The 15,217-nt window shown below is 33.0% G+C and carries 19 protein-coding genes; 13 read left to right on the top strand and 6 right to left on the bottom strand.

The genetic code is table 11. The annotated features are described in order from the left end of the window. Positions 1-237: 237 nt before the first annotated feature. The 4 genes from OEM44_01015 (at position 238) to OEM44_01000 (ending at position 3,085) form a co-directional block, all read left to right on the top strand. The gene (locus tag OEM44_01015) at positions 238-1,632 is read left to right on the top strand and encodes a cation:proton antiporter (GenBank protein MDH3515380.1); all 1,395 of its coding nucleotides are present in this window, start codon (positions 238-240) and stop codon (positions 1,630-1,632) included. A 103-nt stretch (positions 1,633-1,735) separates the two neighbouring features. After that, entirely contained in the window at positions 1,736-2,023 is a 288-nt protein-coding gene (locus OEM44_01010) for a hypothetical protein (GenBank protein MDH3515379.1), read from the top strand. Positions 2,024-2,124: 101 nt separating this feature from the next. Beyond that, the gene (locus OEM44_01005; protein MDH3515378.1) at positions 2,125-2,343 is read left to right on the top strand and encodes a hypothetical protein; all 219 of its coding nucleotides are present in this window, start codon (positions 2,125-2,127) and stop codon (positions 2,341-2,343) included. Between the two features lie 187 nt (positions 2,344-2,530). Beyond that, positions 2,531-3,085, top strand: coding sequence for a hypothetical protein (locus tag OEM44_01000; protein ID MDH3515377.1), 555 nt, complete (start codon positions 2,531-2,533; stop codon positions 3,083-3,085). Between the two features lie 9 nt (positions 3,086-3,094). Here OEM44_01000 and OEM44_00995 read toward each other — a convergent pair whose 3' ends face one another. Continuing rightward, positions 3,095-3,739 carry a Snf7 family protein gene (locus OEM44_00995; protein MDH3515376.1) on the bottom strand — a complete coding sequence of 215 codons (645 nt, stop codon included), beginning with the start codon at positions 3,737-3,739 and terminating at the stop codon, positions 3,095-3,097. 176 nt (positions 3,740-3,915) lie between these two features. Here OEM44_00995 and OEM44_00990 point away from each other — a divergent pair, with 176 nt between their 5' ends. The 4 genes from OEM44_00990 (at position 3,916) to OEM44_00975 (ending at position 8,585) form a co-directional block, all read left to right on the top strand. Next, positions 3,916-4,887 (top strand): mechanosensitive ion channel, encoded by a 972-nt coding sequence (locus OEM44_00990; GenBank protein MDH3515375.1) that lies wholly within the window; start codon positions 3,916-3,918, stop codon positions 4,885-4,887. Next, on the top strand, positions 4,880-5,326 hold the full coding sequence (locus OEM44_00985) for a universal stress protein (GenBank protein ID MDH3515374.1): 447 nt from the start codon (positions 4,880-4,882) through the stop codon (positions 5,324-5,326). The genes OEM44_00990 and OEM44_00985 overlap by 8 nt, the downstream gene beginning before the upstream one ends. Positions 5,327-5,443: 117 nt before the next feature. Beyond that, positions 5,444-6,703, top strand: a complete 1,260-nt coding sequence (locus OEM44_00980) for a hemolysin family protein (GenBank protein ID MDH3515373.1) — start codon at positions 5,444-5,446, stop codon at positions 6,701-6,703. Between the two features lie 100 nt (positions 6,704-6,803). Further along, positions 6,804-8,585, top strand: a complete 1,782-nt coding sequence (locus OEM44_00975) for a cation:proton antiporter (GenBank protein MDH3515372.1) — start codon at positions 6,804-6,806, stop codon at positions 8,583-8,585. A gap of 421 nt (positions 8,586-9,006) precedes the next feature. Here the strand turns inward: OEM44_00975 and OEM44_00970 are convergent, their stop codons facing one another. The 3 genes from OEM44_00970 to OEM44_00960 all read right to left on the bottom strand — a co-directional run bounded on the left by OEM44_00970 (position 9,007) and on the right by OEM44_00960 (position 10,347). Then, positions 9,007-9,405, bottom strand: a complete 399-nt coding sequence (locus tag OEM44_00970; GenBank protein MDH3515371.1) for a pyridoxamine 5'-phosphate oxidase family protein — start codon at positions 9,403-9,405, stop codon at positions 9,007-9,009. Beyond that, entirely contained in the window at positions 9,402-9,680 is a 279-nt protein-coding gene (locus tag OEM44_00965) for a hypothetical protein (protein ID MDH3515370.1), read from the bottom strand. Before OEM44_00965 ends, OEM44_00970 begins: the two co-directional genes overlap by 4 nt. 352 nt (positions 9,681-10,032) lie before the next feature. Further along, positions 10,033-10,347 (bottom strand): hypothetical protein, encoded by a 315-nt coding sequence (locus OEM44_00960; GenBank protein ID MDH3515369.1) that lies wholly within the window; start codon positions 10,345-10,347, stop codon positions 10,033-10,035. A gap of 217 nt (positions 10,348-10,564) precedes the next feature. Between OEM44_00960 and OEM44_00955 the strand changes: the two genes are divergently transcribed. Then, positions 10,565-10,966, top strand: coding sequence for a DUF2203 domain-containing protein (locus OEM44_00955; GenBank protein MDH3515368.1), 402 nt, complete (start codon positions 10,565-10,567; stop codon positions 10,964-10,966). A gap of 202 nt (positions 10,967-11,168) precedes the next feature. On the opposite strand, the gene OEM44_00950 is transcribed toward OEM44_00955, so the two are convergent. Further along, positions 11,169-11,372, bottom strand: coding sequence for a hypothetical protein (locus OEM44_00950; protein ID MDH3515367.1), 204 nt, complete (start codon positions 11,370-11,372; stop codon positions 11,169-11,171). An 86-nt stretch (positions 11,373-11,458) separates the two neighbouring features. Here OEM44_00950 and OEM44_00945 point away from each other — a divergent pair, with 86 nt between their 5' ends. From OEM44_00945 to OEM44_00930, 4 genes are all read left to right on the top strand, one after another. Beyond that, positions 11,459-12,343, top strand: coding sequence for a prenyltransferase (locus tag OEM44_00945; protein MDH3515366.1), 885 nt, complete (start codon positions 11,459-11,461; stop codon positions 12,341-12,343). Positions 12,344-12,379: 36 nt separating this feature from the next. Beyond that, positions 12,380-13,480, top strand: a complete 1,101-nt coding sequence (locus OEM44_00940; protein ID MDH3515365.1) for an aldo/keto reductase — start codon at positions 12,380-12,382, stop codon at positions 13,478-13,480. A gap of 66 nt (positions 13,481-13,546) precedes the next feature. Next, positions 13,547-13,912, top strand: a complete 366-nt coding sequence (locus OEM44_00935; GenBank protein MDH3515364.1) for a hypothetical protein — start codon at positions 13,547-13,549, stop codon at positions 13,910-13,912. 167 nt (positions 13,913-14,079) lie between these two features. Then, positions 14,080-14,226, top strand: a complete 147-nt coding sequence (locus OEM44_00930; GenBank protein ID MDH3515363.1) for a YHS domain-containing protein — start codon at positions 14,080-14,082, stop codon at positions 14,224-14,226. Here the strand turns inward: OEM44_00930 and OEM44_00925 are convergent. Continuing rightward, positions 14,223-15,167 (bottom strand): asparagine synthase-related protein, encoded by a 945-nt coding sequence (locus OEM44_00925; protein MDH3515362.1) that lies wholly within the window; start codon positions 15,165-15,167, stop codon positions 14,223-14,225. The two genes, OEM44_00930 and OEM44_00925, sit on opposite strands and share 4 nt — an antisense overlap. Between the last annotated feature and the right edge of the window lie 50 nt (positions 15,168-15,217).

Here is a 15,217-nt window from a genome sequence, read left to right as displayed (position 1 = left end):
TCATAATTTGAATTACAACCAATTACAAAATTTCCTTAAAACTATAACCCATGAATAATTCTAAATTAAACTAACTGTGTATGAGAAGAACAGCTTTTTTCATATCTCTGTTAATCAATTTTGCTTGACTTGTAATTCTATTAAGCTTATTTAAAATAAAGTCTATCTTACATGGAAATATTCTTTCTCTTTAGCATGGTAGATACACTGAAAAATTATTTTCGCGATTTCTCTATTTTGTCATCAGACTTTCAAGAATTAAAATTAAGATTATTTTCTATGTTTCCGTCATTTAATTTGTCTGATGATGATACATCAAATTTCCTCATCAATGGTCTTGCAAATATGCATGATACAATGGTATCTCTGTCTTCCTCTGAATCCTCTCTAGTATCTGCGCCTGTGTTATTATTGGCAGCCGGTGTTGTCATTTTCTTTGGGGTGATTGGAGAATCTTTCTTCAAAAAAACTGGAATCCCAGATGTTGCATTCATTATGATACTTGGTGTGTTAATTGGGCCTGTATTTGGTATAATTCAACCCGAAGTTGTTCTAGAGGTGGTACCCTATTTTGCAGCATTGGCATTAATAATTATCATGTTTGATGGAGGTCTGAATCTTGAGATCAAGAGCATGGTAAAGACAGCTCACTTTGCATCTATTTTATCCATAATTGGATTTGTCATATCCGTTGTAATAGTAACAAGTCTTGCTCACTATTGGCTGGAATGGGGTTGGATTGAAAGCATATTACTTGGGTCTATAGTGGGTGGAAGTAGTTCTGCTATAGTATTTGGTTTGGTAAGAAATCTTCGTATTTCCGGAGATGCAAAATCAATGCTGAGCTTTGAATCTGCATTGACTGACATCTTGGCAACAATTGTTGCATTTGTTCTTTTTGAGGCTGTATTGACAGGTAATTTGAATATTAACACTTTAGGTGACACGATTGGAAGGGCCATTGCAGTTGGACTTATTCTTGGATTTGGTGTAGGGATTCCCTGGATGTATCTTACAACAAAACTATCTAACAGCCAACACGCATACATGTTAACTCTTGGAATTTTGTTTGTGCTTTACTTTATGGCAAATGCATTTGGTGAATCAGGTGCTCTAACAGCTTTGGTATTTGGTCTAATGCTTGGAAACAAGAAACACCTCTCACGATATCTGAGATTCAAGTTACCAAAGGTGGATTTGGATGATTCCATGCACAACCAACTGACATTTCTTGTAAGGACATTCTTCTTTGTGTTTGTAGGGTTGCTTGCAAGTTTCGGAAATGTAGAATATATCATATTTGGCATAGTTGCAACTGTGTTAATTTATGTAGGACGAGTTATTCTCACCAAAACTACTCTAACCAAAAGATTTTCCAAACTGGACAGAAAAGTGACATCTGTTATGATTCCAAGAGGTTTGGCAGCTGCAGTGCTTGCAACATTTCCGCTTACCATGGGACTGCCCAATGCAGAGGCATATCCACAAATTGTATTTGTCATAATTATGATGTCTGTTGTTATTACCACTCTTGGTATGGGTAAGGCAAAGAAAATTCCGTCACCTGAAAGTCAGAAGGGAGGGTTTGTAAATGAAGCAATTGATCCGATTCCAATACAAGATAAATCATAATTTTTGGTTGCCCTACATTATCTTACATTGATTAATAATTAAGATCATATGCATTAAATTAATTTCACTTTGTGGGATTGATTAAAATCAAACAAATTGTAGTATGAATTTTTTTGGAAAATCTTGGGATAAATCCCTGGTAAAAAGTAACAAGGACAAGTTACGTGACACAATACATAAAGGAGGACCATTAAAACTCAAGATTGATTCTGCGCTAAGACAAATAGGGATCTCAATATCAAAACTTGATTCTATGGCTGCAAAATTACAGCAAAAAGATGACTATATTTTTAATAAAATTGTGAACTCTCAGAAAAACAATGATTGTAGAACTGCCTCTATGTATGTGATAGAGCTTGGTGATCTAAAAAAACAAGAAAATTATGGATAACACAAGATTGGCAACTGAACAAATTAGATTACTACTGACAACTGTGATTAACTTGGGATGCCATGATGGTATTAGAGCCTGCGTCTGTAATGATGAATTCAATGAGCCCTATGCTAGGTAAAATGGTGCATGAGACTAGAAATGAAATTGACTCTATTAATCAGGAATTAAATGGATTCATGTCAAACTCAATTGAAAGTGATTTCAATGTTGATTCTGCACCATCGAGTATGGATACTGAATTGATTCTAGATGAAGCCAGTTCTGTTATTGCCTGTGAAATAGAGAGTAAATTTCCACAGGCCCAGCATCAAGAGTGAGTGAAAAGACTACGATGATGCAGAATATGGATGATGATCTTTTTTAACTTTCATAAAATCAAATCAAAAAAAGTATGGAAAGTAGAACAAGAGATTTTTATCTATTGTAATAAAATATGTTCAAAGCATTACAATGTATGACATTTAATAGCAATCCTCATAACCATGAAAATATCAAACCCGTGTTGTGTCTAAAAGCGATAATGTTGGAAGCATTAGTACTACAATCAGAATCCCCAAAGATGTTTATGAAAAAATAGAATTTGATGCATCATCTAACAATTCCCATATCTCTACTGTTATCAACAACATTCTAAGAAAATATGCTACATGGGATATGTTTGTAAGTGATGTTGGCTTTATGTACATGCAAAAGCCGTTACTTCGTGCCTTGTTTGACAAAATTTCCGACAAGGATATTGCGCAAATCTCAAAGACGATAGGCTATGCTAGGACTCGTGATGCGATACTGTTCATAGGTGGTAAGGTTAGTGTAAAGACAATTGTTCATGTTGTGAAATTGTGGCTTACGTCATCAAAAATACCCATCCGAGTAATTGAAAAAGATAACTCTATAGAATTTATCGTACAGCACAACCTTGGTAAAAAATGGTCAATATACTTTGTAACCCTCCTAAAAGAATTATTCTCTGAACTCAAAAATCCATTCATAGAGGAAGATATAGAAGATCACACAGTAGAGATCACCTTTGCATTGAAAACAAAAAAGAAAAAGAAATAGAGTGTTACTCTAGTACTGTTCTACAGAAGTTGATGATGTGTTTGAAGGTAGTCCTGTAGGTACTGATGGGAATTTCTCCCCAATCTGACTTCCTGCAATTGTTGAGGCTTCCTGCAAGATCAAATCTGTTTCCTCATTGGATCCTACACTGTTCTCAAAGCTTCCTTCAAATGAATTTGAGGTGAGTCCACCTAATATATCGCCCATTGCTGCAAATTCAGCATCTGCTTCTGGCATGAATCTTGCAAGTGCCGGTCCCATTGTCCTCATTGTAGCCATTGCAGGTCCTAATACTGCCATGGTATCGCCAAGTTGACCAACAGTTGATAATCTCATCTGGACTTGTTCAATGGATAATCTCATATTTCCAATCATCTTCTCATTTTTTCTCAATTCTGATAACTCGTTTGCAAGTATCTTTGCTTTTGTCATATCATGATTTTGCTGTGCCTTGACTATTCTTTGAAATAGTTTTACATCTTTCTCAGCAAGTTTATGTGCTATAGAATCAAGCTTTGAGATTGGCTGGTTGAGTGTTCTTGTAGCTCCTTCAACTCTTGGCTTTAATGGTCCTTCCTTGTGTATTGCGCCACCGATTCTTTCTGTAACACTTACAGTTGGTTTTGATGACCAGGATTTTTCAAAATTTGCCATTTTTAGATACTCTTGAAATTTCATCTTATAGTAAAGAGTAAAACAATTTGATCAATCTGGATCGATTTTATTGTTAAATGCTTTCTTTATATTTATTTAATTACTCTGTCATATTTTGTCTTACAAAGTCATACAAGTTTATATAATAGAATAAATATACAAGTACAATAAAAAAAATGGCAAAAACCAGATCATCTAGTTTCAGAGGGGTTCCAACATTAGCCACATTTGCACTATTTTCTGTGCTTCTTTCAACCAACATAATTTTTCATACTGCATATGCTCAGGAAAATCCGGTAGGATTTCTATATGAGCCCGGAATTGAAGCACTAACTGCGTTTGTAACTGTCGTTGCAGAATCTGCACCAAAAGTTATTGCTGCAGTTATATTGTTGATAATTGGCCTTGTTGCTGGAAAAATAATTGGCAGAGTAATTGAAAAATCTGCATCCAAACTGCTTCAAAAGGTAACTAAGAACAAGGATGACAACAGTGATGATGTTGTCACTCGAAGCACATCCTCACGAGATTCTTCAAAACTCATTGCAACAAGTGTAAGATGGTTTGTTTATCTCTTCTTCATTATTGCTGCAATAAATGCATTAGAGTTTGAGCAGCTATCCACAGCATTAACTGACTTGTGGTTATGGGTTCCAAACCTTCTAGCATTCATACTGATAGTAGTTATCGGCTTGATTATTGCCAACTTTATTGGGAAATGGTTAGATCAAGAACTAATCAAAAAAGAGTTTGGTGGTTCTAAATATGTAATAATTGGAGTCAAGACAGTCATATATGCAATTATCTTTGCAATTGCACTCACTCAATTGGGAATAGGTGATACAATAATTCCAATTCTAATATCTGCATTTGCATGGAGCATTGCAATAGGTGTTGGTGCTGCAATCGCAATAGGCTTGGGATTTGCACTAAAAGACATACTTCCAGCTGCAATTAACACTGCTGCAAAGCAACGTTCTGTGTTGAAGATAGGTCAAAAGGTACGAATTGGTGAAATATCTGGAACAATTACTGCAGTAGAATTACTGCACATAATCATTGCAACTGAAAACAATGAAAGTGTCATCATTCCAACTAAAAATATAAGCAACTCTAGTATAACCATAATTGGTGAAACACATGGTTAATGACCACATTTTTAGTAATATTCTTGTAACTTACGTAAAGCCAACAAACAAGGAAACTGCGTTTAACATGGGACTAACTATGGCAAAAACTAACAATGCCAAATTGTCTGTTGTGGAGTTTTTGCAGCCAGAACCACCTGATTTCTTGTTTTTTAGAACAAAGCAGGAAAAAGATGAGGTGTCAGAACAAAAACATATTGTCTTAGAGACATTGAAAAAATTCGAAGAAAAAGCAAAACAAGAAAACGTTATGCTAAAAACATCATTCAAATCTACAGAAACATTAGTTGATAGTATAATCCAGTATGTTGAATCTCATAAAATAGACCTACTCATAGTTGATCATCCTCACATGTCTCATTCTGAAGAAACACACTACAATGATGTGGTAAATGCAATTCATGCCGAAGTTAATTGTAATATGTTGACTCTTAAATAACAAAAAAATGTACAGTAAATATGATCTATCTCAAAGGCCATTTGAACTGTGTTGTGTTTTGAATAGTAGTATGGAATATTCTAAATGTTATTTCACCTTTAATATGGGGTATTCTAAATGGCCTTAGAATTTGAGCTTGCTGCATTAGCTGCATTGATTGGTTTATCTGGATTCTTTAGTGGGCTTGAAGTTGCATTGGTTGGAACCACACAAGCAACAGTGGAACGATTGGTGAAAGACAATGTAAAGGGTGCAAAAGCATTGCAGAAGTTAAAATCAAATCCTGGATGGATGATGTCTAGTGTAAATCTTGGAAATAACTTGGTAAACATTGGTTCTGCATCTTTGGCTACAGTTGTTGCTATTGAAATATTTGGAGAAAATGGTTTGGGTATAGCAGTTGGTATTATGACATTTTTGATCATCATTTTTGGAGAGGTAACTCCAAAGACATATTGCAATGCAAATGCTACAAAAGTTTCATTAAGATGTAGTCGTATTCTGATAGCATTTAGCTACGTGTTTTACCCTGCAGTATGGATACTGGAAAAAATAACCCGAGGAATAATTAAGATAACTGGCAGTGATTATAATCCTCCTGCTCTAACAAAAGAGGATCTTGGGGGTATAATAGATCAAGGACACAGAGATGAAGCTTTGGATAAACACGAAATTGGCTTGATACATGGTGCACTAAACTTTGATAATACTGTAGTTCGTTCTGTCATGACTCCTAGGACACGTGTGTTTGCGCTTAATTCACAAATGAGTTTGAATGATGCAGCAGATTTGCTAGATAAGAGTGGGCATTCCAGAATCCCAATTTATGGAAAAAATCTAGATGATATTGTAGGGGTTTTACATGTGAGGGACATACTAAAACATTTACAAGATCCAGAACTACTAAAAGAGAAATTAGGTGATCTTGTACGTGATCCCATATTTGTATCTCAAGAAAAAAGAATGAACTCTCTTCTCAAAGAGATGCAGGCAAAAAATACCCACATGGCAATAGTGGTAGATGAATTTGGAGGGTTTGAAGGTTGTGTAACTATGGAGGACCTCATAGAAGAGATAGTGGGAGAAATTTATGATGAAACAGATTCCAAACGAGCATCATATGAGAAAATAAATGATAACACAATTGTAACTAATGGAGATATTGAAATTGATATAATCAATGATATATTCAAAACGTCTATTACGCAAGGAGATGATTATTCCACGCTTAATGGTTTATTGCATGATAAACTGCACGATCTGCCAAAAGAAGGAAGTAAACTAAAAATTAACTCACTACAGATAGTTGTAGAAAAAATAGAGCATAATAGACCTACCAAAATAAGAATCGAAAAAATTAAAGAACCAATAAATTAATAATGAATTCGTTGGCATTCCTACAAATTCTATCCACTTCAAAAAATATTTTCTTTTTTAATAATTCAAGTTGCTCCAAATTTTTTGAGAGTCAAAAATATTGACCGAAGTTGAAGTTACAGAATTTTTGGCATTACTTGCATTACTGTTAGGAGGTGGTATGATTGGTGCAGGAATAATGAAGAAGATAAAATTTCCAACTATTATTGGGTTTATCATAATTGGAATGATTGCAGGGCCATATGGTCTTGGGATTGTGGATGATGTTGAATTAATCAATCTTTTAGCTGAACTTGGAATAATTATACTGCTTTTTGTTGTAGGTCTTGAATTTAGTCTTCAAAAACTGCGACAAGCAGGGATAAAGGCAATCATTGTTGGAATGACTGAATTATCCATCATGTTCTTTTTGGCATATGTTGGGGCCTTTTCATTTGGGTGGTCGCATATTGAGGCATTATATCTTGCAGGAATATTGTCGATAAGCAGTACTGCGATATCCCTTAGACTAATGCGTGACATGAAACTTGTAAAGACTAAGGAATTCAATACGATCATTACGATTTTGATTGTAGAAGATCTTGCGGCTGTTTTGTTACTTGTAATTTTGGGCAATGCTTCAACAGGAGAAGATATTGCACTATTGGATGTTGGAATTTTAATACTTCAGAGTCTAACATTTTTTGTTATTGCAATAGCTGCTGGAATAAAACTAGTGCCAAAACTATTGGATAAGATACACGGTCTGGATATCCCTGAAGGTCCATTTATTACAGCTTTGGCTTTGGGGTTTGGCTTGGCTGTACTTGCACATTTTCTTGGACAAAGTTCAGCAATTGGTGCTTTTATCATGGGAATGATTATTGCATCATCAAAGCACTCAGAGCCCATAATTAAAAAGGTATTACCTTTACGTGATTTTTTTGGAGTGATATTTTTTGTGTCTATTGGAATGCTGGTAAACATTAAGGAAATACCTGAAGTGGTATTGATCTCAATCCCGATAATAATATTGGCAGTGGTTGGTAAGTTTGTTGGAAATTTCTTTGGCTCTACAATGTCTGGACATAATTTTGTAGGTGCATCAACTGTTGGATCTGTTATGGTGCCGCGAGGAGAATTTTCATTTATCATGGCAAAACAGGCAGTTGACAGTGGTGCAGTACGTGATTCACTTTATCCAGTTACGATGTTAGTAACTCTAGCCACCATGCTTTGTATGCCCTTATTATTAAAAATCCTCCCAACACTTGCTGATAAGAACAGCCTTATTCCATTAAAAGTATTAAACCCAATATTCATAGTTGGACAATTTTTCAACCAACTAATGCAATCCTCCGAGGATGATAGTAAACTGAATATTATGTTAAAGCAACATGGTCCGAAACTATTCATAAATACTGTAATTGTAATTGCAATTTTGGCCGTTATTGACTATTTCAAAAAAGACATGATTGGATTAATTGTAAATACTGGAATTCCTTTATTTGTTGAACCTGAATTATTATTGACCATAGTGAGTATCATTCTAATCATTTATCCAATTATCTCACTTTTGGGAAGAGTAGAAAAGATAGTCTCTAATATTTCAGATGCTATATCTACAAAGCTAATTCCAGGAAATACAGATGAAATTGAACGCAAGCCCATGCATAGATTAATCAGAAATATCTTTTTTATAGGAGTTGTCTTGGTTTTGGTTGCCTTAATTGACCCCTATATTGCAGAAATTTCTGAAATTGAGATTTTGTCTCTGGCAATATCTGTAATTGGGTTTGGAATTGCAATTATACTAATTACGGATAGCATATTTGTATTTCAAAAAATATCTCGCAGTCATATAATGGATAGTTTGCTCAAAGAAGATGAAAAAGATATGTGATTGTAGGTGAATAATAATTTTTTAAAACATCATGTAAAATTTGAACTATGACACGAGAAATTATAATCCTATGTATAGTTGATTTCTTTGATTACTGATTGCGTCTATGGTGAACACTAAAAATAACAATTCATATTTTTGGCCTGCCCGTACACCTGTTTTCTAATTAAACAATCAAAGTTTGTACTTAATTATTTTGTGATATTTCTTAATTGAAAAATGACTAAAGATATTGTGTCACATCTAGAAAAATCATTATTTCTTGTCATGATTTTCAAATACAAGAAATATATTTTTTTGATATTTGTATTGATTAAGTTCTCATACTATTACATTTTGACGTTAATCTCCAAAATGATATGTACAAAAATAACTAAGCAAATTCTAGAATTTATTTTTATATATGTTGATTAATTACTTCCTAATTCAAACCCCAACTTGTTTTATTTTTTGGAATAATCTTTAAAAATGGTGCTTCGTTTTCTTTCCATGGATCTTTTCTTACCCAATCAAATTTTTGATGAAAAATATTATAAAATTTCTTGAACTCTGGACCTTTTTCAACAATATCTGCTTTTCCTTGAATACACACTGCCTTATGTCCTCCTGATTTGTAAATATCAATTACAATTCCCACATTTGGGTTGGATTTGATGTTAGTGTACGTCCTTGTTTTGTAGTCTGTTGCAATTATAACTACATCATCATCAAATACGAAGGATACTGGTTTGACATGAGGAATGTTTTCATGAGATGTGGCAATTCTTGCCTCCTCTAATGACTCTAGGAATTTTATTTCTTTTTTATTAAATTTTTTCAATTGAAAATTCGTTCTCTTATATCTGGAATGTGCTTATACACAACATCTCTTATCTTTATCTGATCCTCTGTAGTTGGTACTTCTTTTTGTGAACTCAGTATTGCACCCCCTATTCCAAGGGCCATACCTAATACTATCCCATATACAAATTCTTGAGGATTTTCAACCTTGAGTGTTTCTTTGTTTTCTTTGATTTCTTCTAAATATGATGGAATTGTTGCTACTGCACCATTAATTACTTGAATAATTACTGCCTCTAACTGATCTTCACTCATGATTTTCCTCTTTGATGTTTCTTAATAAATTTACATCTTAATGAAGTTGATAAATGATTTTAAAAATCAATGTATTGATTATGGTTTTTCTATTGTCTAATTTTTAGATAAATGTTTTTTGAGTAAAATTGAACTCTGTATTTGTTTCTTGATATTTTTTCTGTATGCTACATCGAAAATTTCTTGAATCACCTATACACCAAATCCATAATTGTGATTTGTGAGTCTTGGTAAAAACCTTGTAATAGTTGGTATCGTGGCAATTCTTATTCAATCCCTTGGTGCTTTATTGCTATAAATTCTATAATTTTAAAGTGTAATCTGCATACATGTAAAATGAAATTCAATTTATTTACCCTAGTGAAGATGCAACTGTCTTTTGTTTAATTTCAGCAACTTTGTTGTTAAATACATCTGATACTGAATTCATAATTTCAAATATTAACTCAACATTAGCCTCTTGTTCTATATCTGTTAATTTATTTTGTAAATATTCTGTAGATTTTGTAATAAAAGAGTGGTAAACCATTCCGAAAATACAGTCATCTGCATTTACATCCCAACTATTTATTGATGCATTAACCATGTTGGTATAAGATGGAATTTGCTGAATGACAATACTCAATATCGTCTCAAGTTCTTTTTGATCTTCTGAAGTGAGTTGCATATATTATTAATTGATCGGAGATTAAAGAGTGTTTGAAGTTAATTTTTGATACCTATTTACATAATATTATGCTCTTTTTTTTAAAATACTGATCTTTTTCAAATGTGAGTTATTTTTGACATATTTCTTATTTTATGAACTTGATTTTGACTTGGATTTTGTTTGAAGTGGATAACCGTCACCTAAGATTTTTAATCAAGGTTTTATGACAAATATCATGTTCTCATATTTTACAACAAATGAAGCAAATGAAGTTCTCTCTGACGTGATAAAAAAATTTGAATATGCACTAGCGAAACAAAACGAGGTTAAAAAATTAGAACAAGAACTTGAGATTAGTGTTTCTAGTAAGAATTCATTTGAGGAATACATTCCAATCAAACAAAAATTAAACTCTGCAATCACCAAATTCTATGAATCTGTTGATCTTTTGGAAAGCACCGGTGTAGTAGTCAAAAGCATTGAAAATGGATTACTTGATTTCCCTTCAAAACGATTTAATGAAGAAGTTTGGCTTTGTTGGAAATATGGTGAGACTGAAATTAAATTTTGGCATGAAAAAGATTCTGGCTTCATGGGCAGAAAACCAATTGAGGTAAATGATGAGTCCTTGGTTTGATTAACCCTTGCTTGTTTTGTGGTATATCTTTTGTCTTTAATTTTTTTACTAATACATTTTTCATGTCAATCTAGATCCTAAATATGTGCAGTGATTATTTTTTGGTTTAATTAATGAGATTAGTACATTAGCAGTCTAACATTTATCGCTTTTGTGTATGATGAGCATAGTTGTATTTGGAAAGAAGATACACTATTTTCTATTACCTGACTCTTTTTTTGTCTCTGCAGATACCACAAAGATAGTTTTGTTTAAACTCTTCTAACTCGATTTTAAAATCATCTGTTTGAAAATATGACTCGCCTGTTTGTAATCCTCCTGGAACATGTACTCCGCAATTAGTACATTTGATCTCTGCGTTGAATTTTATTCTCTTTTCATTCTCTAATATTTTACCAATTATCACGGTTTATTCTACTTATTAGATTTGATATAAACAATATTAAAACTAGAATCTCATAAATATTATATTGAAAAATTGTGAATGTCAATATGCTTTCTGATTGGTTTCAAGTGATCAGGGTAAGATTTCTTCTTGCATCTGTAATTGCAGTGTCCACAGGAATCTCCTTGATTTGGTGGCAAAACTTACCAATAAACTGGCTTGATGTTGTATTGACCTTTGCAGGAGTAATGGCACTTCATGCAAGTGTTGACTTGCTAAATGATTTCTGGGATTTTAAAAGAGGTATAGATACAAAAACCACTAGAACAAAAATGAGTGGTGGTACAGGTGTATTGCCAGAGGGGTTACTCACACCATCATCAGTATATCGTATGGGTATTGTTTTTTTAGTAATTGGATCTATCATTGGAGGATATTTTGTATTTACTGACGGCGTAATTATTGCAATAATTTTAGGATTTGCAATTTTATCTATCTATTTTTACTCTACCAAAATCGTTGATTCTGGTCTAGGTGAATTTTTTGTTGCAGTAAAAGGTTCCTTGATTGTCATTGGAACTTTCTTTATTCAGTCGGGACAAATATCTTTTGAATCTATTCTTGCTGGAATCACTATTGGTTCATTATCTGCCCTAGTTCTTTTCATTGCATCATTTCCTGATCATGATGCAGATAAGTCCAAAGGTAGAAAAACTTTGGTTATTGTAGTTGGAAAAGAGAAAGCTGCCAAGCTATTCTGGATTTTCCCATTGATATCATATGTAGCGATAATTATAGGGGTCTTTTCAAACTTGTTTCCTCTAACATCTATGATTAGTTTTCTTGGCATTCCATTAATGATAAAATCTGGATTGGGATTACAAAAAAATTATGACTCTATTAAGAATTTAATACCTTTCATGTCTTCTACATTGATGTTTGGAAGAATTACTGGTATGTTATTTATTATTGGTTTTTTGATTAGATTGTAACACTTGACATAAATTTAGTAAAAACTTTAGAAATTCATGATTTCTGGATTTGCAACTTCGGATGGAACAAGAAAATTTGCCCAAAATTCAGGCGTAAACCAAGCCAATTTTAATGAATTTCAGAATTTATTACTATCAAATGTTGGAATTGGTACTTATCTTGGTGACCCAGATACCAGAACTGATCAACTAGTAACAAATGCAGTAATACAATCTATTCTATTAGGAGTCAATGTTGTTGATACTGCAATTAATTACAGGGCACAAAAGGCAGAACGCTCGATTGGAAAGGCGCTTTTAGAATTAATTGAAGAACAAAAAATTTCACGTGACCAAATATTTCTCAGTTCTAAAAGTGGATATGTCACAAATGATGCTGACGTTAATCTAGGATTTTGGGAATATGTCAAGGAAGAATATTCTAAAAAAGGGGTGATAAAAGAAGGTGATGTTACTTCTGGATATCATTGTATGACTCAAACATATCTCTCTGATCAACTAGATCGAAGCTTAAAAAATCTTGAAATTGAATGCTTAGATTTATTATATCTTCATAACGCAGTCGAAGGTCAAATAAACGATGTGTCAAAAGACCAATTTTTAGAGAATTTAAAATCTGTATTTGAACTATATGAACAAAAACGAGATGAGGGAAAAATTAAATTCTATGGGATGGCAACTTGGGAATGCTTTAGAGTTCCAAATGATAACCCTCAATATCTTTCATTAGAAGATACCGTTAACATGGCAAGAAAAATTGGCGGTGAGAATCATGGCTTTAGATTTATTCAATTACCATACAACATGCATTATGATCAAGCTCTTTTGGCAAAATATCAATCTGTTGAAAACCAAAAAGCATCTATTTTAGAATCCGCCCTGAAATTAAAAATAGGTGTATTCACCAGTGTGCCTTTCATGCAAGGTAGATTACTAGCTCCAGGAGTGATGCCAGACTTCCATGATTTGAAACCATCTATACGTGCTTTACAATTTATTCGTTCGTCACCAGGTGTACTTGCTCCTTTGATTGGTCAAAAATCTCTTGAACACGTTTCAGAAAATCTAGACATTATGAAAATCCCTCCGATGAATGATGATGAATTTCTTACGTTGTTAAAACAACTTACCTCATAACTATTTTATAAATTCCACGTTTGTCGATATATATTATAAGTGAGTGGCATTTAACAGGAATTAGAAATGCCTTCAAAGATTTATGATTATGCAAAAATCTGCAATTCTGTTTTATCTGTTGATCCTAAGATTAGATTTTCTGGTGTAATTAATGAACGAGGTCGTCTTGTAGCAGGTGGGATGAGAGAAAATGTAGAACCATTAGAAAGTGAAAGGGATGACGAAATGATATTCATGGAACTTGCAATGCGTGTAAAAATGAGAAAAGAGTTTGATAAACAGCTTGGCCTAGTAAATTTTGCTATGGCTTCCCGTGAACGTGCACTTGCAATTAGTGTTCCAATAAATGATGATATTTTATACGTGGTGGCCGAACCTGATAGTGATTATGCCACTTTACCTCAAAAAATCCTTGAAATAATCAATTCATAACCAAACAGCCATTTCCAGTTTTGGATATTTTTAATTAACATATTTCATTTTGATTTATTAAATTAGATTATTACAATACTAGAATTACTTTGAGTGCAGTTAGACCAATCATTTTAATCATATATTTCATGCTGAATGTATAAATAGAATTTAACATTGACAAATTTATGCCAATAGATCCTGTTTGTGGAATTGAACTTGATGAAGAATTGGCATTACTTCATGATCATGATGGAAAGAAATTCTATTTTTGTTGCAATGGGTGTAGACGAATTTTTATCAAAAAACCTAAAAAATACAAAATAAAAAATTAAATTGGAAAAGCTCCGCACATTCTGCAAAACTTTGATTTTCCAACATCATGTTTACAATATGGGCATATGTCCTCAGATCGTTTGTCTACTGGCGAACCAAAAAGTTTTCTAAAAATCTCATAGTAGTACATTGACTCTCTGCTTCTGATAATCACTCCGTCTGCATTTTCTATGGTCAATTTCTTCTCCACAAATAGTTCTTCATTGATTACTGATTCAAACAAATTTGTCAATCCTACAGTTCCAGAACCGTCTTGCATGGGTGATTTCTCTCTCCATGCAATCTGTTTCGGAATATATTGTTCAAATGTTTTACGTAAAATCCACTTACCATGTCTTTTTCCATTTTCATCTCTTACTTTGAGGTTAGCAGAAATTTGATTTGCGAGTTTAATTACGGATTCATTTAGAAATGGTGATTCTATGTTTATTCCTAATTTTTTCCCAATTTCATGTGTGGGAAAATGCATTACTGAACATACTCGTTTAATCTCTGTTTCTAATTCTTCTTCTGGTTTGTTAATCAGAAAACTATATCCTGCAAACAATTCATCAGCACCATCGCCTGTAATTATTGATCTTTCCCCATTATCTTTTGCCCATTTTATTGCAAGATACATTACAACGTTATTGCGAATCTCTATGTCATTGAAATTCTCTAAGATCTTTATTGTCTCTTCAATTGCTTCCAGAATAACTTCTGTCTTTACAGTATATATTGACAAATCTAGTCTCATTTCTTTTGAAACCATTTGGCAATATGTTAAATCAGTTGACACAAAATCCTCTGTAATTACCGCAACAGCTTTTGGCTTTCTGTTTTTTAGAAAATATGCAATTATGGTACTATCTAGTCCTCCTGATAACGCAATTAAATTTGATTTACAATAATCACAGGATTCTTCTAAAGTTTTGTAGATATCTTTGGAAAACCCATTCAATATTTTTTTACTTTTTTTTGAAATTAAAATATCTATGCTTAATTACAAGT

It is taken from the genome of Nitrosopumilus sp. (assembly GCA_029862745.1).
Taxonomy (GTDB): Archaea; Thermoproteota; Nitrososphaeria; order Nitrososphaerales; family Nitrosopumilaceae; genus Nitrosopumilus.
Note: the sequence above shows the minus strand (reverse complement) of the source record. Positions and strands in the feature narration are given on the sequence as shown.